Source organism: Dictyobacter halimunensis (genome assembly GCF_036245075.1).
Genome location: NZ_BSRI01000002.1, coordinates 4,295,408 through 4,317,435, shown reverse-complemented (window position 1 = coordinate 4,317,435; position 22,028 = coordinate 4,295,408). Strand labels below are relative to the sequence as shown.

Genomic DNA, 22,028 nt, shown 5'->3' with positions numbered 1-22,028 from the left:
AGCTGGCGAAAAGAGCGGCCCGACAGCAAGAAGCTCTTGAACATCCAAAAGGAGGACACCATCATGAAGGCAGAAGAGATCACATCCACATGTAATGAGCACTATGACCTGATTAGTGTACTCTACCACATGCTTGAAGGATCATGGAAATATGAGAACTTCCGCAAGGATGCAGAAAGAGCTGGTGATCATCAGCTAGCACAGTTCTTCCATGACGCACAGCTAGAGGAATGCAAGAGAGCGGCACGGGCCAAGGAGCTGCTGCGCGAGCGCATCGGCATAACAGTCCCGCGGTAGCATAACGCATTGATCAGAGAAGCGCTGTACACCGAGCCGCAGCGCTTTTCCTGGTCAATGCGGCCACACCACGAGAAAAGGTTGCCCCATCACCAACATAAACAAGAACAGCCAATCTCCGAGGAGGTTTGATATGCAGCAGTGCAAAGAGAAGATGGAGACGTATCTCCAGCAAAACCAGGTACCATTTCAGGAGCAGCAGCATCCACGCACGTTTAGCGCTCGGACGATCGCTGAGAGCGAACACATATCTAGCAAGAAGACGGCCAAGACGGTCATCTTACAGGTAAATGACCAGATGATGTGCTTTGTCTTGCCGGCGGCATACTATGTTGACATGGGCAAAGTACGGGCCATTACGGGGACAGGAAATGTGCGCCTGGCCCATGAAGACGAGTTTGAACTGGCCTTCCCCGACTGCGAAGTCGGCACCATGCCTCCCTTCGGCAACCTCTATGGCATACCGGTCTATGTAGACACCAGCCTGGCCGCCGAAGATTCCATTACGTTCCCGGTAGGCACCTACACCGACACCATGAGCATCAAGTATGCTGATTTTGAGCGCCTGGTGCATCCACGCGTCGCCATCTTCGCGCAAGCTCAGGCGGATTTCTAATCGCGGCAAGCGCAACCGAGCCTACGAGTCCAGGCCCAGGCTGCGCTTGATCTCGATAAAGTGCATAATGTTCTCACGGCTGATCGATCCCTGGAGATGGCCTTCGGAGACCACCGGCAGCTGGTTCAGGTCGCGACCGACCATCAGCGGCAGCACGTCGTTGAGGCTCTGTCCCGCGTTGATCGTGTGCAAACGAGTCAGAGGGACCATCACAAAACCGACCGGGGTCTGAGACCACTGCTCGCGCGGCACGTGGCGGATATCGCTGAGCGCGATCAGGCCGGCCAGCTGGTCCCCTTGCAGCACAAAGGCGCTGCGCCAGCCATACGGCAGCAAATAGTCATCGACCAGCTTTTGCAGGGAGATATTAGCCGGAACGGTCGCAGGGCTGTGATTCATCACATCGTCCACGCGAACGCCTTTGAACATCCCCTCCAACATACCCTGCGCGCTGGCGGCGGTCGCTCCGCTCAGCAAGAACCAACCGATAAAGCCGATCCACAGACCGTCCAGCACATATCCTCGGAAAAAGATCCACAGTCCGATAAAGATAAAGACGTAGGCGATAAACTGTCCTACCCCGGTCGCCACGCGGGTGGCGGAGCGTACATTGCCGCGTATCTTCCAGATGATCGAGTGCAGCACGCGGCCTCCATCCAGCGGAAAGCCAGGAATCAGGTTAAAGACACCCAGCAACAGATTGGCCAGCGCCAGGTACTCAAAGATCGCGCTCAGGGGAGAGCCATTGTGACCGATGGCCAGCGCCAGTAGCCAGGACAGCCCGCCCAGCGCCAGGCTCGTCAGGGGTCCTACCAGCGCCATCTGGAACTCGACATCTGGCGCCGCCGGCTCCTGCTCAATGTTGGAGACCCCCCCAAAGAGGAACAGCGTAATACTCTTTACCTGCAGGCCACGCGCGCGCGCCACCAGGGCATGCGCCAGCTCATGCAAAAAGACTGACAGGAAGAGCAAGAGCGTAGCCAGCACGCTGACACTCCAGTAGGCTCCCGTGGACCAGCCTGGATAGCGTACCCCAAACCAGCCCGTCGCCAGAGACCAGCTCAAAAGCACCGCGATAATCAGCCAGCTTACATGAAAGGCAATATCGATGCCCGCGATTTTTCCGATACGCAAAGAGCCCGGCATAGTACAGCGCTCCCTTCCAATTACAAGAGGGAGCATCCAGACACTCCCTCGCGAGAGAAACTCTAGCTCATCCTTGATCATTCCATCTACAACCCATAAAATACCGCTCGCGCCTCTCATTTCTTTCTCAAACAGCCACTCACCCTCTCAGAGAGATCACAGAAGTCGCGAGGCAGGCACAGCCGGTTCCAAATAAAAGAAATACAAAGAAGATTTGCTATGTGTTGCCCACAATATCACCGGACTTTGTGATGCATTTGAGAGAAACACAGGCCGCCTGGTGATACATTTGTGCCTGCCGGGGACTATATGTAAGGGATAGCAACGCATTCCACTGTTTCAACGCATATCTTTGTGTTGCGCTGAAACAGTTATTCCTATCTCAAAAACAATGTGAGATAACATCCACAGTGAGGTGGATGAGGAGGACCAGATATGCTGTCAAGTAATATAAAAGCCCGGCGTACCTTGCTAGAAAACAAACTGCTAGACTTGCAAAAGCGGATCGAAGAATTACGCGGTAAGGCGAATATGGAACTCGCGGAAGAGGATCTGGAAGAAGCCGCGACGCGCGTATCAGATACCGAACTGGCCGAAGCCATGCTCGATAAAGACCTGAAGCTGGCCCGCACCATTAAAAGCGCGCTTAAACGTATCGATGAAGGCACCTATGGGCTCTGCCGCGTCTGTGGTCAACCTATTCCAGCCAGGCGTCTGGAAGCCCTGCCCTGGGCGGAGCTGTGCGTAAAAGATCAGCAGGAGAGCGAAAAGGGAGAATATCGCCAGGTTGCCTTTAGATAAGGCGAGCTGCAACCAGCCCGGACGCATGTACGGATATGATTACTTTAGTGATCTATCTGTGATTCCCGAGCCCCCCCTGTGACGCAAATGAAATATTCCGACACTACTATTAGAGACGTATAGGGATATGTATAGCATATCAGTCAGACATATACATACCTTTCCCGCGCGGCCGAGTTCCTGATCGGCCATAAAACAGACGTCTCGTATCCGATCCCATGAATAAAGATATTCACCAGAAGCTTCCCAGAGAAGCACTGCAAGTAAAAGCTGCAAGCACAAAAGGAGCTATGAAATGTTAGCACCCCGCGATCCATTAGATGCCCTGATGCCCCTGCGTGAGGCGATGAGCCGTTTGTTTGAGGAGAGCTTCGTCACACCACGCTTTGAGATGGGGGCGCCCCGCATGCTTCCTCTTGATGTGTACGAGACGGACGACAAAAAGCAATTCGTGATAGAGGCCTCCATCGCCGGCTTCAAACCCGATGAGATTGAGGTTACCGCCGAAGACAACGTAATTCGCATTCATGCCAGCAAGAGAGAGCAAAAAGAGCAGAAAGAAAAAGAGAACTATATCAGGCGTGAGCGCTATGTCAACGAAGTCGAGCGCACCATCGCATTGCCGACCCATATCAATGCTGACAAGATCCAGGCCTCGTATGAGCAAGGAGTGTTGACGCTCAAGGTTCCCAAGGTCGAAGAAGCCAAAGCGAAACAGGTGCCAATCAAAGTCAAAGAGGCAACTAGCTCACGCTAGCATAACATAGCGCCACCATGATCAATCACCTGGTGCATAGCTGGTACAGGTAGGTGCCTGTACCAGCTATGGGTTATCGGCAATTACAGCCACTACTCTCTGGCAGGGATGCCAGGGGCACACGTTTCGAAAGCGAGGCTTCCCATGTTTAAGCGAATCCTTGTTCCATTGGATGGATCAGCACGCGCTGAACAAGCATTGCCGCTTGCCGCCCATATCGCCCGCACGTATAACAGCGCCATTATACTCACCAGAATTGTCGATGTATTTGAAACGGTCGGCGCCTCCTCGATCCAGGCGGCCGCGTTAACCAACGAGATCCGTGAGATACAGGAGAAGGAGGCGCGTGAATATCTACAGCGCATATATGGCGCCCGGGAACTGGAACGCCTGGATACAGCCATCGAGGTCCATGCCGGCGACGTCGCTACCATGCTCTTAGAAATGATAGGCAGGGATGCGATCGACCTGGTGGTGATGACAAGTCATGGTTACACAGGCTATAAGCAATGGATGTTGGGCAGTGTAGCCCAGAAGATGGTGCACGATAGCACCGCCCCGGTACTGATACAGCGTGAAAACTACTCATTGCCCTGCGGAACCGCCAGCGGCGATCTCAAATTCTGCGTCGCGCTCGATGGCTCAGAGATGGCGGAAAGGGTACTGCGGCCCACGCTCTACGTGGCGGCCGCCTGTGGGAATGTACGGCAACGAGAGGTACACCTGCTGCGCATCGTAAAAGCGATGGAAGCCGAGCGGATAGAGATCTTCCGCAGAATCCACAAGCTCGATATCCAGCAGTTCCTCTACGACGAGGCCACCAGCTATCTGAAAGAGCTCAGCGAGCGTCTAAACAGAGAGGCGGCCGCGCAACTGGGTGTACGCGTCACCTGGTCTGTGAGCATGGGAAGCGATATTGCCCAGACCATCATCCGCGAGGTTGAAGGAGGGGTACCCGTCATGCAGGGGCCATCTGCATATGCCCTGCTCGCCCTGGCAACCCATGGCCGAAGCGGCATAGCACGCTGGGCCGCCGGCAGCGTGGCTGAACGCGTCCTCAACAACACCAAACTTCCCCTGCTGGTCGTCCATCCGCCCAAAAAGAGGTGAGGGTGTCAGACACACTTTTTCCGGGGCATGTGCGTGCCCCCGCACGGGCGTCCGCATGCGCGGACGCCTTCGTTATGTGAGTTAGTGCGATAGGGGCGCATTTGCGCCCCTATCGCACTAACTCACATGAAACTGTGATGTCAGAAGTGCCGGATCGCTTGTTTTTGCTGGAATAGAACGATAGAGCGCTGGCGTTATCATAAACGGATTTCCTGACGAGAGGAAGCACATTGCTCTATTGTGGGCATATTTACATAATTCTAAAGGAGTTTTTTTATGGCGAATGATTGGAACAGTCAGATTATTAATGAGTTCCGCAGCAATGGCGGCAAGGTCGGTGGACCCTTTGAGGGCGCCCACATGCTGCTGCTAACCTCGACCGGCGCGAAGAGTGGCCAGCAGCGCACGACCCCTCTGGTCTATCTACCGGAAGGTGAGCGCATGGTTATCTTTGCCTCTAAAGCTGGCGCCCCCACTAATCCCGACTGGTATCACAACCTGAAGGCGAATCCAGAGGCCACCGTCGAGGTCGGCACTGAGACCGTAAAAGTTAAAGCCACCGAGGTGACCGGTGAGGAGCGCGATCGCCTGTACAGCACCCAGTCCAGTATAAATCCAGGGTTCGCTGAATACCAGCAGAAAACGACCCGTCTGATCCCCGTAATCGCCCTCGAGCGCATCTAACAATACACATCTGGTACGACACAACGGGTGGGAGCGCACGCTCCCACCCGTTGTGTCGTACCAACACCTATAAAAAGTGTGTCTGACACTCTTAGAAAATTCAGTGAAAAAATGATTGACAGAATAATAATGGCTCGGATATAATTAGGTTACCAAACTAATTAGTTGCAAAAATATTTGCCAACCTATCTAAAGGAGGGCGCAAATGCCCGTACAGGATGAGGCAAAAGCACAGCGGCTTTTGCGCGCCTTTATGCAATTCGATAAAGCAGATTGGCATCAAAGCACTATCGAAGGATGCAAACCCAGCGAGATAAAACTGCTGTTATGTATTAAAAGACAGGTGAAACTGACGTCTCATAAGATGAAGGTATCAGAACTCAGCAGGATGCTCCATGTTACATCTCCAACCATAACCCAGTTGCTCAAGGGACTGGAGGCCGATGGGTTAATTGAAAGAGAAAATGATCCGTTAGATAGACGCGCCGTTGGTGTCGCGCTGACGGCGAAGGGTGAGCTGGTGACCAGCAGGGCCTCGGAAGCGTTCTTTGCTTCGATCAATGGCCTGATCGACTACCTCGGTGAAGAGCAAAGCGAGCAGCTCGCCGAACTGTTAACGAAAGTATATATATACTTCAACGAACGAGAGCCAGATAGGTCAATGGCCTGTCGGCACGGAGACAAGGAAGCATGATCAAATTATTCAGGTTTTTAAAGCCCTATCGATGGTATGTAGCGATAGTTCTGGTCCTTGTCCTTTTGCAGTCGCTTTCCGATCTCTATCTGCCCACCCTGATGGCGGATATCGTGGATACGGGCATTGTGAAAGGGGATAACAACTATATCTTGCGCGTCGGCGGCTTCATGCTATTGATCGCGATCGGTGGAGCGATATGTACCATCATCGCCAGCTACTTCTCGTCCAAGACCGCTGTCGGCTTTGGTCAGATTATACGCGCAAAGATCTTTAATCGCGTGGAGCAGTTCTCGCTGCACGAATTTGATAAGGTGGGCACCGCCTCCCTGATCACGCGCACCACCAATGACACCACGCAGGTACAGCAGGTATTAATCATCATGTTGCGCATGATGATCAGCGCACCAATGATGTGCATCGGCGGCATTATCATGGCCTTATCCCAGGACGTGCAGCTCTCCTGGATATTCGTGGTCTCGCTTCCGATCATTATCATCACCATCCTGATCATCACCGGTCGAGCGATCCCGCTGTTCAAGATCATGCAGACCAAGATCGATAAGATCAACCTGATCCTGGATGAAGGCCTGACAGGTGTACGTGTAATCCGCGCATTTGATCGCACCGAACACGAGATCCAGCGCTTCGACGTGGCGAACGAGGATCTCACCGACACCGCAATTAAGGTCAACCGCACCATCGCGGCCCTGATGCCGGTCATGATGCTGCTAATGAACTTTACCACCATCGCCATCTTCTGGTTCGGCAGTATTCGCATTAACAATGGCGACATGCAGGTTGGCTCGCTGATCGCCTTTCTGCAGTACGCGATGCAGATTATGTTCTCATTGCTGATGGTGTCGATGATGTTTGTGATGCTACCACGTGCATCCGCTTCGGCGGCGCGCATCAATGAGGTGCTGGAGATCGAGCCTGAGATCGTGGACGCAGCCAACACCAGGCTGGCGCAGAGCAAGCGCGGCTATGTCGAGTTCAGCCATGTCACCTTCAGCTATCCTGGCGCGGAGCAGCCGGCGGTCGATGACGCATCCTTCCAGGCCAACCCAGGCGAGGTGACCGCCATTATCGGTGGTACCGGAGCTGGCAAGTCAACGCTGGTTGGACTGATGCCCCGCTTCTACGATATTGACGAGGGCAGCATTCTGATCGACGGCGTGGATATCCGTGAGATGGCGCAGGAACATCTGCGCTCCAAGATCGGCTTTGTGCCCCAGAAGGCGGTCCTCTTCTCGGGCACCATTAAAGAGAACATTCGCTATGGCAAAGAGGATGCCACTGATGAAGAGGTTGAGTATGCCGCGCGCATCGCGCAGGCGACCGAATTCATCTCTGGCATGAAGGACGGTTTTGATTCGATCATCGCTCAGGGTGGCAACAACGTTTCTGGTGGACAGAAGCAGCGCCTCTCGATCGCGCGCGCCCTGGTGAGAAGGCCCGAGATCTACATTTTTGACGACAGCTTCTCGGCGCTCGACTTTAAAACCGATGCCCGCTTGCGGGCGGCTCTCAAAGATGAGACCCGTACCTCGACTGTGTTCATTGTGGCTCAGCGCGTGAGCACCGTGATGGACGCCGATCGCATTATCGTATTGGATGAGGGGAAAATTGTCGGTATCGGCAATCATCGCGAACTCATGGATACCAACACGGTATATCGTGAAATCGTATCCTCGCAGCTCTCGTTGGAGGAAATCGCATGAGCGAGACACGCAGACGGCCTCAACCGCAGGGAGGCATGGGCATGGGTCCCGGTGGTCGCCCCGGCATGGGCATGGGTATGCCCGTCGAGAAGGCCAAAGATTTTAAAGGAACCCTCAAACGCCTGACCGGCTATCTGATGCCGCATAAAGTCGCGCTGACAGCGGTCTTTATCGCCGCGATCATCAGCACGATCTTCAATATCGTCAGTCCGAAGATTCTGGGCCAGGCAACGACCAAGCTGTTTGAAGGTCTGCTGGCCAAGTACCGGGGCGTACCGGGCGCGGGCGTCGATTTCGGCGCCATCAAGCAGATCCTGATAACATTGGCCATTCTCTATATCATCAGTTCGGTCTTCAACTATATCCAGCAGTATATTATGGCCAGCGTGGCACAGAGGACGGTCTATGACCTGCGCAAGCAGGTTGAAGAGAAGCTGTCGCGCCTGCCGCTGAGATTCTTTGACTCCCGCACCCATGGAGAGATCCTGAGCCGGGCCGTCAACGATATGGATAATATCAGCAGCACGCTGCAGCAAAGCCTGACGCAGTTGATCACCTCGGTGGTCACCATTGTCGGCGTCATCGTCATGATGCTGACGATCAGTCCACTGCTTACGCTGGTCACGCTGATCACGATTCCGCTCAGCCTGGTCGTTACCATCGGCGTAGCCAAGCGCTCGCAGAAACACTTTGTGGGGCAGCAGCGCGCGCTGGGCGTACTAAACGGGCACGTGGAAGAGATGTATACCGGGCACAAGATCGTGAAGGCCTTCGGCTTTGAGCGGCGCTCGATCGATGAATTCGACAAATTAAATGAGAGCCTGTATGAATCGGGATGGCGAGCACAATTTATCTCCGGTACGATCATGCCGCTGATGATGTTCATCGGCAACCTGGGATATGTGTTTGTTGCCGTCATCGGCGGCGTGCTGGTTACACAGCGAACGATCCAGCTCGGTGATATCCAGGCCTTTATCCAGTATTCGCGCCAGTTCACGATGCCGATCACGCAGCTGGCCAATATCGCCAACATCATTCAATCGACCATCGCTTCGGCCGAGCGCGTCTTCGAGCTGCTGGATGAGGAGGAAGAGATACCGGAGGCGGTCGACGTCAAAGTTATCGCCGAGCCGATGGGCGAGGTGACCTTCGATCATGTGCAGTTCGGTTACAAGCCTGATGTGCCCTTGATGGAAGATATGAACATCGATGTCAAACCCGGCCAGACGATCGCCATTGTGGGTCCGACGGGCGCCGGTAAGACCACGCTGGTCAATCTGTTGATGCGCTTCTATGAGCTCAACGGTGGCCGGATCATGGTCGATGGCGTCGATATCACCGAGCTGAAGCGCGGCAATCTGCGCAGCATGTTCGGCATGGTACTGCAGGATACCTGGCTCTTCAACGGCACGATCCGTGATAACATCGGCTATGGTCGCGAGGGGGCCACGGAACAGGAAATCATCCAGGCAGCGAAGGCAGCGCACGCGGACCACTTTATCCGCACGCTCCCTGAGAGCTATGATACAGTCCTGAACGAGGAGGCCACCAACATCTCGCAGGGCCAGAAGCAGCTGCTGACCATTGCCCGCGCGATCCTGGCCAATCCGTCCATCCTGATCCTGGACGAGGCCACCAGTAGCGTCGATACCCGAACCGAGATCTACATTCAGAAAGCCATGAGCGAACTGATGCAGGGTCGCACCAGCTTCGTAATCGCCCACCGGCTCTCAACCATTCGGGATGCCGACCTGATCCTGGTCATGAATCACGGCAGCATCATCGAACAGGGCACGCACGAACAACTGCTGGCCAGAAACGGCTTCTACGCCGACCTGTACAACAGCCAGTTCACCACCGGCGGCACCGTAGACAGCGCCGTCCAGGCAAGAGAATCGCAGGCAGCGATCTAAAAAAGATGGGGCATGCACCTGTGGTACATGCCCCATCTTTTTTTAGATCGCTGCTTAATGCCTTTGATTCGCGCCTTCGGCGCTCATAAGTTAAATTAAGTGTGGTTGCATTTTTGTGTTTTGCCTGCGCCTAGGCGCAGGCAAAACACAAAAATGCAACCACACTTAATTTAAAAACAAGCGGCCGCGTAGCGGACGCGCGTGCGGGGGAGCGGACCTAGAGGCCGGAAAAGCGGGTCCCCCGCTTTTCCATAAACGCCTTGAGGCCTTCCTGGTGGTCCTGGCTCTGGCCGGCGCGGTCTTGCATTTCGGCTTCGAGATCGAGCATCTCGTCCAGGGAGGCGCTACCGCTGCGGCGCAGGAGTTGTTTGGTCAGGCCAATGGCCAGGGTGGGTCCTTGCGCCAGATCCATGGCGAAGGCGCGCACCTGCTCCTGGAAAGTGTCGTCAGGGAAGATGCGGTCAACGATGCCCATCTCGAACGCCTCTTCGGCGGTGATGCGTGGAGAAAAGGTCAGCATGTCGAAGGCCTTGCTCCAGCCGATGATGCGTGGCAAGAAATAACTCATGCCACTGTCGGGCACCAGTCCGATGCGACTGAAGGCGGCCGTCACAAAGGAGCCCTCGGAGGCCAGGCGCAGGTCGCAGGCCAGGGTCAGCGAGAAACCAGCGCCGGCGGCGGCGCCATTGATAGCGGCCAGCACCGGCTTTTCCAACTGCTGCAGCAGCTTGATGACGCGGTTATAGTGGCGCAGATGGTCTTTAAAGGATTCCTGTCGCACCTGGACCTCTTTGAGATCCTGTCCTACGGAAAAGGCGCGGCCGGCGCCGGTCAGTAAAACGGTGCGTACAGCCGGGTCCTGCGCCTTCTCAAGGGCGTGTCCCAGTTCGACGAGTAGCTCGGTGGTGATGGCGTTGAGCGCATCGGGGCGATTGAGCGTCAGGGTCAGCAGTCCCGCTTCCTGATGTTGCGTGATAACCATAGATAAACTCCTCCTGGTTCACATATCTCCAGCGCGCCATGGCAGGCGCAATTACAAACGTTCAATGATGGTGGCGATGCCCTGGCCGACGCCGATACACATGCAGGCCAGGCCATAGCGGCCCTGACGGCGGCGCAGTTCGTGCAGCAGGGTGGTCAGGATGCGCGCCCCGGAAGCGCCCAGGGGATGTCCCAGGGCGATGGCGCCTCCATTCACATTGAGTTTGTCAACTGGAATTTCTAGCTCACGCATACATTGTAAAGACTGCGCAGCAAACGCCTCGTTCAGCTCAATAAGATCCATATCATCTATGCTCAGCCCGGCTCGCTTGAGGGCTTTGCGCGCGGCCGGGATGGGTCCCAGGCCCATGTAGGCGGGATCGACACCGGCGACGGCCGTGGTGACGATACGCGCCAACGGCTGGAGTCCGTGCGCGCTGGCGTAGCTCTGGGAAGAGAGTACCAGGGCGGCGGCGCCATCGTTGATACCAGCGGAGTTGCCGGCGGTTACCGTGCCACCATCCTTTTTGAAGGCCGGCCTGAGCTTGCTGAGCGCGGCCAGCGAGGTATCGGCCCGTGGATGCTCGTCGCGCGATACGGTGATGGGCTCGCCCTTCTTCTGCGGTACCACCACATTGACCAGTTCATCGGCGAAGCGGCCCTCATTCATGGCGGCAACGGCGCTCTGCTGGCTGCGCAGCGCGAACTCGTCCTGCTCGGCGCGCTCGATATGATACTTGCTGGCCACGTTTTCGGCCGTCTCGCCCATGCTATAGGGATAATGCATCTCGGCCAGACGGGGATTGGTGAAGCGCCAGCCGATAGTCGTATCGTACATGGTCAGGTTGCCGCGCGGAAAGGCGGTCTCGGCCTTGCCCATCACAAAAGGGGCGCGGCTCATGCTCTCGACTCCCCCGGCTACAAACAGTTCCCCTTGCTCGCTCCAGATAGCCTGGGAGGCATCGTTGACCGCCTGCAGGCCAGAGCCACACAGCCGGTTCACGGTCTGTCCCGCCACCGTCACCGGCAGACCGGCCAGCAAGAGAGACATACGGGCGACGTTTCGATTATCTTCACCGGCCTGATTGGCGCATCCCATCACCACATCCTCGATCTCCTCAGGCGAAATAGTGGCGCACGCGATCGCTTCACGAATGACAAGGGCCCCGAGATCATCGGGGCGCACATCTTTGAGGACCCCATTGTAGCGTCCAATCGGGGTACGTACAGCCGAAAGAATAACGGCCTCCTGCAACATAGACTGCTCCTTCCCGCATCGTTGTGGGTTTTTCTTCGGCTTTTATTATATCATGGAAATTTTAATACCTGATGCATTCTCAACACACCGTTCGGACAGGCATAAACGCGTTTCTTAAGCACGCTAATAACAGGCACAGATGCCCTCGGCGCGTTGCCTGCGAAAAGAACTCCAGCCATTATTCGCTGAAGGCGCATCCCCGCTTGTCAGAGCCAATAATATGTAACCACCTGGCATACACTTACGTGTAACATATAGTTAAAGATAGTACTACGCAGAGAGTCTGGTGTTCAATTCATCCACCTGGTTTGAGAGGAGCTAAAACATCCATATCACACTGGCTGTCAGGGAGTGTTTTATCCCTTTATAGGGATGAGATACTCCCTGATATATTCATGAACCTGTACATCAACTCTTTGTGGCAAGGTAGGTAAACAGGTGCGTATAAATACATGCACTCTGAATAGTAAGAACATATGAATAGAGAACTTCTTCGCTACAGCAAAAGTAGCCGGATATTCCTTATTTTGACGGTGGTGCTTGGGTTGGCCTGGACGGTGGTCATGATCGTGCAACTCTCCCTGCTCAGCAGCATCGTAAATGCAGTCTTTATGAAAAGGCAAGGGCTGTCTCAGCAGGTATTTCCCCTGTCTCTCCTGCTCATCATGCTCGTTGTACGATCAGCGTTGACCTGGTTGCGTGAAGTGAGCGCACAGGAAAGCGCACTACGGGCCAAAGTGGCTCTGCGGAACTACCTCTTCGCGCATCTGATGGCGCTGGGGCCGGCGCTGCGCTCAAATGCGCGTACGGGAGAGCTGCTGGCAACGCTGAGTGATGGGATCGAGCGGCTGGATGCATATATCAGTCAGTACCTTCCGCAGACGGTGCTCAGCGTTTGCATCCCCTTGCTGATCTTCATCTATCTACTGCCCATTGATTGGATCAGCGCGCTGCTCCTGATGGTGACGGCGCCCATTATTGTGCTCATGATGTATATGATCGGGACCTATACAGAAAAACGCACACAAAAACAATGGAGGGCCCTGACCCATATGAGCGCGCACTTCCTGGACTCGATCCAGGGGCTCCCTACGCTGAAGATCTTTTGGCATAGCGAGGAGGCCAACAAGCGCATCTCCAGGATCAGCCAGCGGTTCGAGCATACAACTATGAAAGTATTGCGTATCGCTTTTATCTCTGGCCTGGTGCTCGAATTTATGACGGCGCTGGCGATCGCGTTGATCGCGGTCGCGCTTGGCATTCGCTTGCTGAATCACAGCATCCCGTTCGCCGATGCCTTCCTGATCTTACTGCTGGTCCCCGAATTCTACCGTCCTTTACGGGATCTGGGCGCGCACCGCCATGCGGCGATCGAGGGCAAAGCGGCGGCCCAGCGCATAAGCGAGCTATTACACACGACGGTCCCAACAGCCAAAACAACATTTACTATCACAGAGCATCAGAATAAACCGCGTGAACAATTGACGCTTGAACTGACCAATATTTCGTACACCTATCCCCAGAGTTCAAGACCGGCTCTACATGGCGTGACGCTGCGCATGGAGGCCAATACCTGCACCGCGCTTATCGGTAGCAGTGGTTCAGGAAAGAGCACGCTCGTCCATCTGTTGCTGCGCTTTATGGATAGCGATGGCGGCTGCATCGCGATCAATGGGATACCAATTAGCGAGCTTCCCGTTGAAATGTGGCGTGAATACGTGGCCCTGGTGCCGCAGCGTCCTTACCTCTTCGATACCACCATCATGGACAACATTCGCCTGGGGCGCCCCTCCGCCAGCGCGCAAGAGGTGATGCATGCCGCTGAACAGGCCGGCGCCAGCGAATTTATTGATCAGCTACCGGATGGCTATAACACGATTGTAGGAGAACGAGGAAGCCGCCTTAGCGCGGGACAGATACAGCGGCTCGCCATCGCACGCGCCTTTCTCAAAGATGCGCCCCTGCTCATCCTTGATGAACCAACATCGAGTCTGGACCCCATCAGCGAGGTACTGATTCAACAGGCCATCGCGCGCCTGATGCAGCAGCGTACCGTTCTGGTCATCGCGCATCGCTACAATACCATCAAACAGGCCAAACAGATCGCGGTCCTCGCGCACGGCGAGCTTATGGAATGTGGCACACCTCAACAGCTGCTGGCGCGTAACGGACAGTATGCCAGGCTCGTACAGGGGAACGAAACGAAGGAGGCCTACGCATGAGACTATTTCTGCGCCTGCTTTCATATCTCAAACCGTTTCGCAAGCAGATCTTGCTCGCCATCGGGCTGGGATTCCTGACGGCGCTGTGCAATATCGGTCTGCTGGCAATGTCGGGCTATCTCATATCGGCCGCGGCGATTGTTCCCCTCATCGCCTTTCTCACCATCCCGATCTATATCGTCCGTTTCACGGGCGTTGGACGCGCGGGCGCGCGCTACATGGGTCGCGTTGTTTCCCACAAGGTGACGCTTCAACTGTTGGGTCGCCTGCGCGTATGGTTCTACCAACGTATCGAACCGCTGGCCCCCGCGCAGATACAGGCCTATCGCAGTGGAGAGATGCTCTCGCACCTCGTCGGTGATATTGAAGAGCTACAGAACCTCTATCTGCGGATCATCGAGCCGCTTGTCGTCGCCGTCCTGGTAACGCTGCTCACATTCTGGGTCTTCTCGCTGTTTCAGATCACCCTGGCCTGGACCGCGCTGGTATTCCTGCTGCTAGCCGGGCTGGGAGTGCCGCTACTGGCCGCGCTGCTGTCAAGGGCGCTGGGGAAGCGACAGCTCCAGGCACGCGCCGATCTGCATATACAGATCATCGATGGCATCCAGGGAATGCAAGACCTGCTCGCCTTCGGACGCGCTGCCTCCCATCAACAGCTCATCGCCGGTCTGAATCACACGCTGGCAACGATACAACGGCGCATGGCGATGATTGCCGGTATGCAACAGGCATTGCTGGATCTGCTGATGAATATGGCGATCTGGACAGTGCTCATCCTGGTGACACCTCCCATTCTGCGGAACACCATTGATGGTGTTTACCTGGCCTTCCTGGTATTTTTCCTGCTGGCCAGCTTCGAAGCTATCCAACCCTTAGGCCAAGCCTTTCAGTTCCTGGGACATTCCCTGGCGGCCGGAGAGAAACTGTTTCAGATCGTTGACACACCGCCCGCCATTGTTGATAGCCAGGAGCCTGCGCAGATCCCCGCCTCCGGCACATACGCACTGGAATTCGAGGATGTGTCGTTTGCCTATCAACCGGGCGGTGAAGAGATTCTGCGCAATATCAATCTACGTATTCGCTCGGGCGGTCGTGTCGCTATTGTTGGACCCAGCGGGTCGGGCAAAAGCACGCTGGTCAAGCTCATCTTACGTTTCTGGGACCCGACCAGCGGTGTCCTCAAACTCAATGGGCAGGATGTTCGCGCCTGCTCACTGGCCGATCTGCGCGGCCAGACGGGCGTGATGACCCAGGACACCTATCTGTTCAACGAGACCATTCGTCAGAATCTGCTGCTGGCTCGTCCAGAGGCCAGCGAAGGGGAGTTGGAGAAGGTAATCGAACAGGCCCAGCTCTCAGAAACGATCGCCCGGCTGCCAGATGGCCTGAACACCTGGATCGGTGAGCAGGGGCTACGGCTCTCGGGCGGGGAGCAACAGCGCATCGCCATTGCGCGCACATTGCTTAAAAACGCTCCCATTCTGATTCTCGATGAGGCGACGGCGAATCTCGATCCATTAACGGAGCGCGGATTACTCGATACGCTCGATACGTTAATGGCAGATAAAACGACGCTGCTGATTACCCATCGCCTTATCTCTATGGAACGCATGGACCAGATCGTGGTGCTTGAACATGGCCGTATCCGCGAACAGGGGACGCACCAGGAACTACTGGCGGACAAGGGACTCTACTGGCGGATGTATGAGATGCAAAATGGCATCTTTAATCTGGTAGAAACCATACACTAATGTTATTGGCAATGTTACGTGTAAGCAATATGCTACATTTTTGATATCGGGGTAGTCAACCTATCTCACTGGAGTTTGTTTTCTATGAATGATGTACTGGCAACGTATCTATCGCGGGCCCAATTCGCCTTTACCATAGGCTTCCACTATCTCTTTCCACAGTTGACCATGGGCCTGGCACTGCTCATGCTCATTCTCAAAACGCTCTATCTGTGGCGCAAGGATGAGCGACTGAACATCAGTGCACGCTTCTGGGCCCGTATCTTCGCCATCACCTTTATTATGGGTGTGGTGACAGGTATCCCCATGGAGTTCCAGTTCGGCACGAACTGGTCGCGCTTCTCCATGTACGCCGGAGATATCATCGGGCAAACGCTGGCGATGGAGGGCGCTTTCGCATTCTTTATAGAATCGGCCTTTCTGGGTATCTTCCTGTTTGGGGAACAGGCTTTCGGCCAAAAGATGCACTGGTTCTCAGCCTTCATGGTCTGGCTGGGTACCTGGGCATCGGGCGGCTTTATTATCGCCTCCAACGCCTGGATGCAGCATCCAGTGGGCTATACCATCACAGGGAATCACCTGACGATATCGAACTACTGGGCCGTCCTGTTCAATCCCTGGATCCTCGCGCAATATTCGCATACGATGAGCGCAGCGGTGGTAACCGGAGCATTCGCGATGGCAGGTGTGGGCGCGTATTATCTGCTGGTCAGAAAGCATGAAGAGTACGCGCGCATCTTTGTTACTGTCGGCGTAATCGTTGGATTGATCGCAACCGCGATTCAAATCTTCCCCACCGGTGATGCCGAAGGTAGGCAGGTAACAGACAGCCAACCCGCAAAGCTGGCGGCGATGGAGGGCCTGTTCCAGACCGAGAATGGTGCCGGCATCGTCATCATCGGACAGCCAGACGCGGGCAGAGGCACATTGGATAATCCACTGGTAGTACCCAATGCGTTGAGTGTGCTTACGTATCGCCACTGGACGGCTCAGGTGCGCGGGCTCAATACCTTCCCAGCCGATCAGCGTCCCGATTCTGTGGCTCTGCTCTACTATAGCTACCATATCATGGTTGGCCTGGGCACAATCTTTATCGCAATTATGGCCCTGGCGGTACTGCTTCTCTGGCGTAAAATGTTGTTTCGCTCACGCTGGATGCACTGGATTCTCTTCCTGGCCCTGCCATTTCCATTTATCGCCAATATAGCGGGCTGGTTTACTACTGAGCTTGGCCGGCAACCCTGGATCGTCTACGGTCTCTTACACACGGCACAGGGCTCATCGCCTCAGGTTGGCGACGGCAATATCCTGTTCACCCTGCTGGGCTTTGCCGGCATCTATCTGCTGCTGGGTATTCTCTACGTGGTGCTGGTGGTCTATGAGACTGGACGCGGGCCAGGACATGTGGCGATGGTTGACGAAGGTGATGAGCCGTCCGACACGCCTCAACCCCAGGGATTGATCAACAAAGCTTAAGTGGCAAGGAGAGAAATAGATTATGCAGACACTCTGGTTTATCCTAATTGCCTTTATGCTCACGATGTATATCCTGCTGGATGGCTTCGATCTGGGCGCGGGCGTGATTCATCTATTCGCGGCGCGCACTGAGTCTGAGCGGGAACAGGTGCTGCGCGCGATCGGCCCTGTTTGGGACGGCAATGAAGTCTGGCTGATCGCCGCGGGCGGTACGCTCTTCTTTTCGTTCCCCATCCTGTATGCTTCCAGCTTTAGTGGCTTCTACCTGCCATTAATCATTGTGCTCTGGCTCCTGATTGTGCGTGGTGTCGCTATCGAGCTTCGCTCGCACATCTCAAATCCGGTCTGGGTCGCCTTCTGGGATGGCGGATTCTTTATCGGGAGCGCGTTGCTGGCCATCTTCTTTGGCGCAGCCATGGGGAATGTTATTCGCGGGGTGCCGATGGACGCCCATGGGGTGTTTTTTGAGGCGCTATGGACTGATTTTAATCCCTTTAGCGCCGTTACCGGCATCCTGGACTGGTATACGGTCCTTATCGGCCTGTTCGCGCTGGTGGTCCTGACCACTCACGGAGCCACCTTCATCGCAGTCAAAACGGAGAGCATGCTGCAACAGCGGGCACGCCGGATCGCGAAGGCCACATGGCTCATCAGTATCGTCATGGCCATCGTAGTCACTGTGGTCACAATTATCGTTCAGCCCTTGATCAGTGAGAACTTTGGGAGCCGCTACTGGATCGTGATCTTCCCGCTTATCGCGCTCATCGGCTGGGCAGGCATTGGATTGGGATTGTTTAGAGGGCGTGATCGGCTGGCCTTTTTCTCTTCCTGCGCCTTCATTATCGGGATGCTCGCCAGCACAGCCGCCAGCCTGTATCCCTATATGCTACCGGCCACCACTCGGGCCAACAGCCTGACGATCCATAACGCGTCCGCTTCGGCATACGGCCAGGCAGTCGGTCTGGTCTGGTGGATTATCGGCATCATGCTGGCCAGCGTCTACTTCATCCTTACCTATCGCCTCTTCTGGGGTAAGGTTCCTTCAGGTACCACGATAGGAGGTGGATATGGAGATTATGCCCAGCATAAGTTGGGGCAGAGTCGAGCTTCCAATACGCCAAACTCCTGAGGGTACGTAAGCACCCCCACACGCGCGTCCGCTACGTGGCCGCACTGGTTTTTGTATTGGTGCGTGGGGTGCGCGAATGCGCACCCCACGCACCAATACAAAATTGACTCATGAGCGCCTCGCACGGGTGTCCGCACCGTCCAGGTCGACTAGATCGGTTTAAATTGCTCAAAGGGCTGGTGGCAGTGCTGGCAATAGGCGATGGCACGACAGGGCGTGGGACCAAAGGGATTCTCGAGCATGGTCTGCTGTGAGCCACAGTGGGGACAGGTCAGGGGCTGCTGCATAAGCATGGGCAGCAGAGGACCACGCCCCACGTGCGGAGGAGGGGCAATGCCAACCTTGTTCAGCTTCTGGCGGGCCGACTCGCTCAGCATATCGCTGGTCCAGGGCTGCTGCATGGTAACCGAGACCTCAACATCCTTTGCCAGGGAACGCAATTTTTCCGCGATCGACGCCTGGATCTGGCTTAAGGCGGGACAGCCGGAGAAGGTGGGCGTAATCACAACGCGAATCGATGAACTGGCTTCATCGATGTCGATGCGTCGGATAATGCCCATATCGACCACCGAGATAGCGGGCAGCTCGGGATCTGGCACCATCTGCAAGGCGTCCCATACCTGCTGCTCACCCAGAGAACCGTCATTTGTGTGCGTTATCGTCTCAGACATGCGTCCTTCCAATCTTTCCCAGCAGGGCTACCAGATCGCCCCGGGCTCCATGCGCGAAACCATCGTCATCTGGTCCCACAGGTCGGTAAAATCGGCGCCATGCTGCCCATGTCGACCACCCGTACGCGCCGCGATAGTAGGACGATAAATGGCCGGAGCACCATCCTCGCTTGAAGATTCTTTCTTGATCGGCAGCGGTAGTTGCAGACGCTCAAATACCGGTACGACTTCGCCCAGCCAGCGCTGCTCCAGTTCGGAGGACGGAACGGGCAGGATACCGACCCCCAACAGGATATCCTCGTTTTCGAACGGTTCAAAGATGCCCAATGCATCCGGCCAGAGCTGCTGCAGGGACTCGGTCAATAGCTTGTAAGCGGTGGGGGTCCCGTTCGCCAGGCGATTCAGCCAGGCGATGCTGTGCATCTGGTGATAGACCTCTTCGCGCTCAATCTTGCCGATAGCCTCGACCAGTGGCCGATAGGTTGAGGTGGTCAGGCTGGCCAGGCGCACCTGGTCGGAGGTCTCGTAGAAGAAACGCCGGGCGCAGGTGAAGGCCCAGTTACCACGGCGGCGCTCCACCAGCTGCATCTGCCGATACTCGCTGAGTGAGCGATCGTAAGCCACCTGATCGGGAGTTGAACCGGTCAGAGCCGCTACCTCCTGGTAGAACAGCCGGGCGTGGCCGATCTCATCCTGCGCGATCGAGCTACAGGCCACATCCTCCTCCAGCGTGGGAGCCACGCCGGTCCACTCAGAATCCCAGTAACCCAGGATAAATTCGTCGTCCGCCAGGGACAACAAGAAATTGCTCAGTGGCTGCTTTAGGTCGGGCGGGACCATCGATGCATCGGTGAATTTCATCAGTGCTGCCTCTCTTCTTGCGCCCTGACACGCTGACGGGCAATGTGTAGTTTTTCACGAATATCATAGCCATCGAGCCGTCGATACGAGCGATCGAGCGGAGGCTGCAACAGATCGGGATTATCCAGCACCGTAATGGCGCTGAGGGGACAGAGCCAGAGACGCAGATAGGCGCCCTCATTGTCCTGGAGCAGGGCCAGCGCCTGCGCTCGCGCATCCTGCTGACTACCGGCGGTCAGGTTCTGCAGCCAGAGCAGCGGCTTCCCCGCCTGCCTCTGCGCGAATACGACAAACAACCCGGCCTGCGCGCTGATCGCGGCCGGCTGTGGATCAATGGGAGCCGCCGGATCATAGCAGATCTCAAGCAGACTGGTACGGGGAATGATCCAGATTTTCTGGCTTTCCTGCCTGCGACCATAAAACTCCCTGGCGTAATGGATGGCCAGCTCACTATCGGCGGCTCGCAGGTTGCCGCCATGACGCGGGATATGCTCGCGCGGCGCCTGCTGGAAAATCTCAAAAACCTCGCCCTCATCGACCGCGTTGGTCAGAGCGGAGAGCGAAGCATGGGCTGTATTATCCGTCATTGGGATCCACCTCTGTCACGTATTATGCGATACTGGCCGCGGCCTGCTGGCGCTGCATCGCGTCGCGCACCCACTGGCTCTCCTCGTAGGAGAGGCGGCGGAAGCCGATGCGCTCAGCCGAGGCCGGTCCCTGATTGCGGGCGATGGCGCGCAGATCGTCCCAGCGGGGCTCGCTATAGAGCCAGCGCCCCTGCCCCGCGTCGTAGCGCAACTCGGGATCTGGAATGACCAGGCCCACCTCGCGCAGGCGCGGCACCTGGACGTTTAAGAACTCCTGGCGCAGATCCTCGTTAGTCTTGGCTTTGATGCGCCACTGCAGGTCTTTATCTTTTTCGGCCGGGGTGTTGGGTCCGTGGAAGACCATCAGTGCCGGCCACCAGCGCTCAAGGGCCTCCTGGGCCATCGCACGCTGGCCGTCGGTCCCGTTCATCATGGTGATCACCATGTCGCGGCCATGCATCATATGGAAGGATTCTTCCCAGCAGATCTTCTGCATCGTGCGCGCGTAGGGCGCGTAGCTGCTATCGCGCAGCGCGTGCTGCGAGACGATGGCGGCCGCGTCCACCAGCCAGGCGATGATACCCACATCGGCCCACGATTTGGTGGTGTAGTGGAAGGTATTATGGAACTTGCCCTTGCCCGCGATCAGATCGTCCAGGCAGGCGCTGCGCGGCTTGCCCAGGTCTTCAACCAGGCGATACAGCAGCTCGGCATGCCCCACTTCGTCCTGGATCTTCGCGGTCAGCGCCAGCTTGCGATGAATGGTGGGGGCACGCATAATCCAATCACGCTCAGGAAGGGCACCCATCAGCTCAGAATTGGCGTGCATCTCGATGAAGCGGATCAACGACTGCCGATAGCCGTCTGGCATCCAGTCGGTCGCTTCAACTTTGCCTCCTGCCGCGAGGTAGGCGCGAAATTCTGCTACCCGTGCGTCTTCTTGTTCCTGAGTCATGTTCACTACCTCTCTTATCCGGCTCTCACTATCAACAGAGCCATATTGGTATGGTGTGTGTTTATATGGAATATCTCAAACATATTTTTACCGTATGGTAAAAATATAAAAGAGAATGCGGTAAAAGTCAATGTGTGGGGTGCAGTTATTTTACCGATCGGTAAAATAACTGCACCCCACACATTGACTTGAAAATGGGGGCATTGTGCCCATCATTTGCGGTGCCGCCTGACGGCGGCACCGGAGTTTTTGAGGAGCGTGCGCATGCACCAGGGGCTAGCGCCCCTGGTGCATGCGCACGCTCCTCAAAAGGAAAATAAGGTGGGGCATGCTCCTTCTGATGCCCCTGGTGCACCTCCACGTTTCTCATGTAAAAAGAATGAATACAACGTAGG

At 55.8% G+C, this 22,028-nt stretch carries 20 protein-coding genes; 13 read left to right on the top strand and 7 right to left on the bottom strand.

The window, feature by feature from the left end; all coding sequences use genetic code 11:
• Positions 1-63: 63 nt before the first annotated feature.
• A complete protein-coding gene (locus tag AABA21_RS31780; protein ID WP_338256436.1) occupies positions 64-297 on the top strand; it encodes a hypothetical protein in 234 nt (77 codons plus the stop codon).
• A gap of 133 nt (positions 298-430) precedes the next feature.
• Positions 431-913, top strand: coding sequence for an aminoacyl-tRNA deacylase (locus tag AABA21_RS31775; RefSeq protein WP_338256434.1), 483 nt, complete (start codon positions 431-433; stop codon positions 911-913).
• Between the two features lie 21 nt (positions 914-934).
• On the opposite strand, the gene AABA21_RS31770 is transcribed toward AABA21_RS31775, so the two are convergent.
• Positions 935-2,059, bottom strand: a complete 1,125-nt coding sequence (locus tag AABA21_RS31770) for a site-2 protease family protein (protein ID WP_338256433.1) — start codon at positions 2,057-2,059, stop codon at positions 935-937.
• Between the two features lie 435 nt (positions 2,060-2,494).
• Between AABA21_RS31770 and AABA21_RS31765 the strand changes: the two genes are divergently transcribed.
• The 7 genes from AABA21_RS31765 (at position 2,495) to AABA21_RS31735 (ending at position 9,742) form a co-directional block, all read left to right on the top strand.
• Positions 2,495-2,860 carry a TraR/DksA family transcriptional regulator gene (locus tag AABA21_RS31765; protein ID WP_338256431.1) on the top strand — a complete coding sequence of 122 codons (366 nt, stop codon included), beginning with the start codon at positions 2,495-2,497 and terminating at the stop codon, positions 2,858-2,860.
• A 295-nt stretch (positions 2,861-3,155) separates the two neighbouring features.
• Positions 3,156-3,617: an Hsp20/alpha crystallin family protein gene (locus AABA21_RS31760; protein ID WP_338256429.1), complete on the top strand. Its 462-nt coding sequence runs from the start codon at positions 3,156-3,158 to the stop codon at positions 3,615-3,617.
• 144 nt (positions 3,618-3,761) lie between these two features.
• Positions 3,762-4,727, top strand: coding sequence for a universal stress protein (locus AABA21_RS31755; RefSeq protein WP_338256428.1), 966 nt, complete (start codon positions 3,762-3,764; stop codon positions 4,725-4,727).
• Between the two features lie 276 nt (positions 4,728-5,003).
• Positions 5,004-5,411: a nitroreductase family deazaflavin-dependent oxidoreductase gene (locus AABA21_RS31750; RefSeq protein ID WP_338256426.1), complete on the top strand. Its 408-nt coding sequence runs from the start codon at positions 5,004-5,006 to the stop codon at positions 5,409-5,411.
• Between the two features lie 205 nt (positions 5,412-5,616).
• The gene (locus AABA21_RS31745; protein ID WP_338256425.1) at positions 5,617-6,105 is read left to right on the top strand and encodes a MarR family winged helix-turn-helix transcriptional regulator; all 489 of its coding nucleotides are present in this window, start codon (positions 5,617-5,619) and stop codon (positions 6,103-6,105) included.
• On the top strand, positions 6,102-7,829 hold the full coding sequence (locus AABA21_RS31740; protein WP_338256424.1) for an ABC transporter ATP-binding protein: 1,728 nt from the start codon (positions 6,102-6,104) through the stop codon (positions 7,827-7,829). Before AABA21_RS31745 ends, AABA21_RS31740 begins: the two co-directional genes overlap by 4 nt.
• A complete protein-coding gene (locus tag AABA21_RS31735; RefSeq protein WP_338256423.1) occupies positions 7,826-9,742 on the top strand; it encodes an ABC transporter ATP-binding protein in 1,917 nt (638 codons plus the stop codon). The genes AABA21_RS31740 and AABA21_RS31735 overlap by 4 nt, the downstream gene beginning before the upstream one ends.
• A 217-nt stretch (positions 9,743-9,959) precedes the next feature.
• Here the strand turns inward: AABA21_RS31735 and AABA21_RS31730 are convergent, their stop codons facing one another.
• Both AABA21_RS31730 and AABA21_RS31725 read right to left on the bottom strand, forming a co-directional pair.
• The gene (locus AABA21_RS31730) at positions 9,960-10,724 is read right to left on the bottom strand and encodes an enoyl-CoA hydratase-related protein (protein ID WP_338256421.1); all 765 of its coding nucleotides are present in this window, start codon (positions 10,722-10,724) and stop codon (positions 9,960-9,962) included.
• Positions 10,725-10,775: 51 nt separating this feature from the next.
• Positions 10,776-11,978 carry a thiolase family protein gene (locus AABA21_RS31725; RefSeq protein WP_420917237.1) on the bottom strand — a complete coding sequence of 401 codons (1,203 nt, stop codon included), beginning with the start codon at positions 11,976-11,978 and terminating at the stop codon, positions 10,776-10,778.
• 479 nt (positions 11,979-12,457) lie between these two features.
• Here AABA21_RS31725 and cydD point away from each other — a divergent pair, with 479 nt between their 5' ends.
• From cydD to cydB, 4 genes are all read left to right on the top strand, one after another.
• Positions 12,458-14,203 carry a thiol reductant ABC exporter subunit CydD gene (cydD, locus tag AABA21_RS31720; RefSeq protein WP_338256418.1) on the top strand — a complete coding sequence of 582 codons (1,746 nt, stop codon included), beginning with the start codon at positions 12,458-12,460 and terminating at the stop codon, positions 14,201-14,203.
• On the top strand, positions 14,200-15,954 hold the full coding sequence (cydC, locus tag AABA21_RS31715) for a thiol reductant ABC exporter subunit CydC (RefSeq protein WP_338256417.1): 1,755 nt from the start codon (positions 14,200-14,202) through the stop codon (positions 15,952-15,954). Before cydD ends, cydC begins: the two co-directional genes overlap by 4 nt.
• A gap of 84 nt (positions 15,955-16,038) precedes the next feature.
• Complete coding sequence (locus tag AABA21_RS31710; RefSeq protein ID WP_338256416.1) at positions 16,039-17,430, top strand: cytochrome ubiquinol oxidase subunit I; 1,392 nt, start codon at positions 16,039-16,041, stop codon at positions 17,428-17,430.
• A gap of 22 nt (positions 17,431-17,452) precedes the next feature.
• Entirely contained in the window at positions 17,453-18,559 is a 1,107-nt protein-coding gene (gene cydB / locus AABA21_RS31705; protein ID WP_338256414.1) for a cytochrome d ubiquinol oxidase subunit II, read from the top strand.
• Positions 18,560-18,708: 149 nt separating this feature from the next.
• On the opposite strand, the gene paaD is transcribed toward cydB, so the two are convergent.
• The 4 genes from paaD to paaA are packed head-to-tail and all read right to left on the bottom strand — an operon-like array spanning position 18,709 to position 21,633.
• Positions 18,709-19,230, bottom strand: coding sequence for a 1,2-phenylacetyl-CoA epoxidase subunit PaaD (paaD, locus tag AABA21_RS31700; protein WP_338256412.1), 522 nt, complete (start codon positions 19,228-19,230; stop codon positions 18,709-18,711).
• Positions 19,231-19,257: 27 nt separating this feature from the next.
• The gene (paaC, locus tag AABA21_RS31695) at positions 19,258-20,091 is read right to left on the bottom strand and encodes a 1,2-phenylacetyl-CoA epoxidase subunit PaaC (RefSeq protein WP_338256411.1); all 834 of its coding nucleotides are present in this window, start codon (positions 20,089-20,091) and stop codon (positions 19,258-19,260) included.
• Positions 20,091-20,678, bottom strand: a complete 588-nt coding sequence (locus tag AABA21_RS31690; RefSeq protein WP_338256410.1) for a hypothetical protein — start codon at positions 20,676-20,678, stop codon at positions 20,091-20,093. Before AABA21_RS31690 ends, paaC begins: the two co-directional genes overlap by 1 nt.
• A 22-nt stretch (positions 20,679-20,700) precedes the next feature.
• Positions 20,701-21,633, bottom strand: a complete 933-nt coding sequence (paaA, locus tag AABA21_RS31685) for a 1,2-phenylacetyl-CoA epoxidase subunit PaaA (RefSeq protein ID WP_338256409.1) — start codon at positions 21,631-21,633, stop codon at positions 20,701-20,703.
• Between the last annotated feature and the right edge of the window lie 395 nt (positions 21,634-22,028).

Excerpts from the sequence above, each read along its gene's own strand:
- AABA21_RS31765 (WP_338256431.1), top strand. The coding sequence starts at position 2,495 with ATGCTGTCAAGTAATATAAAAGCCCGGCGTACCTTGCTAGAAAACAAA.
- cydD (WP_338256418.1), top strand. The coding sequence starts at position 12,458 with ATGAATAGAGAACTTCTTCGCTACAGCAAAAGTAGCCGGATATTCCTT.
- AABA21_RS31710 (WP_338256416.1), top strand. The coding sequence starts at position 16,039 with ATGAATGATGTACTGGCAACGTATCTATCGCGGGCCCAATTCGCCTTT.
- AABA21_RS31760 (WP_338256429.1), top strand. The coding sequence starts at position 3,156 with ATGTTAGCACCCCGCGATCCATTAGATGCCCTGATGCCCCTGCGTGAG.
- cydC (WP_338256417.1), top strand. The coding sequence starts at position 14,200 with ATGAGACTATTTCTGCGCCTGCTTTCATATCTCAAACCGTTTCGCAAG.
- paaA (WP_338256409.1), bottom strand. The coding sequence starts at position 21,633 with ATGACTCAGGAACAAGAAGACGCACGGGTAGCAGAATTTCGCGCCTAC.
- AABA21_RS31745 (WP_338256425.1), top strand. The coding sequence starts at position 5,617 with ATGCCCGTACAGGATGAGGCAAAAGCACAGCGGCTTTTGCGCGCCTTT.
- AABA21_RS31770 (WP_338256433.1), bottom strand. The coding sequence starts at position 2,059 with ATGCCGGGCTCTTTGCGTATCGGAAAAATCGCGGGCATCGATATTGCC.
- paaC (WP_338256411.1), bottom strand. The coding sequence starts at position 20,091 with ATGAAATTCACCGATGCATCGATGGTCCCGCCCGACCTAAAGCAGCCA.
- AABA21_RS31690 (WP_338256410.1), bottom strand. The coding sequence starts at position 20,678 with ATGACGGATAATACAGCCCATGCTTCGCTCTCCGCTCTGACCAACGCG.
- AABA21_RS31750 (WP_338256426.1), top strand. The coding sequence starts at position 5,004 with ATGGCGAATGATTGGAACAGTCAGATTATTAATGAGTTCCGCAGCAAT.
- AABA21_RS31755 (WP_338256428.1), top strand. The coding sequence starts at position 3,762 with ATGTTTAAGCGAATCCTTGTTCCATTGGATGGATCAGCACGCGCTGAA.
- paaD (WP_338256412.1), bottom strand. The coding sequence starts at position 19,230 with ATGTCTGAGACGATAACGCACACAAATGACGGTTCTCTGGGTGAGCAG.
- AABA21_RS31780 (WP_338256436.1), top strand. The coding sequence starts at position 64 with ATGAAGGCAGAAGAGATCACATCCACATGTAATGAGCACTATGACCTG.
- AABA21_RS31775 (WP_338256434.1), top strand. The coding sequence starts at position 431 with ATGCAGCAGTGCAAAGAGAAGATGGAGACGTATCTCCAGCAAAACCAG.
- AABA21_RS31735 (WP_338256423.1), top strand. The coding sequence starts at position 7,826 with ATGAGCGAGACACGCAGACGGCCTCAACCGCAGGGAGGCATGGGCATG.
- AABA21_RS31740 (WP_338256424.1), top strand. The coding sequence starts at position 6,102 with ATGATCAAATTATTCAGGTTTTTAAAGCCCTATCGATGGTATGTAGCG.
- AABA21_RS31730 (WP_338256421.1), bottom strand. The coding sequence starts at position 10,724 with ATGGTTATCACGCAACATCAGGAAGCGGGACTGCTGACCCTGACGCTC.
- cydB (WP_338256414.1), top strand. The coding sequence starts at position 17,453 with ATGCAGACACTCTGGTTTATCCTAATTGCCTTTATGCTCACGATGTAT.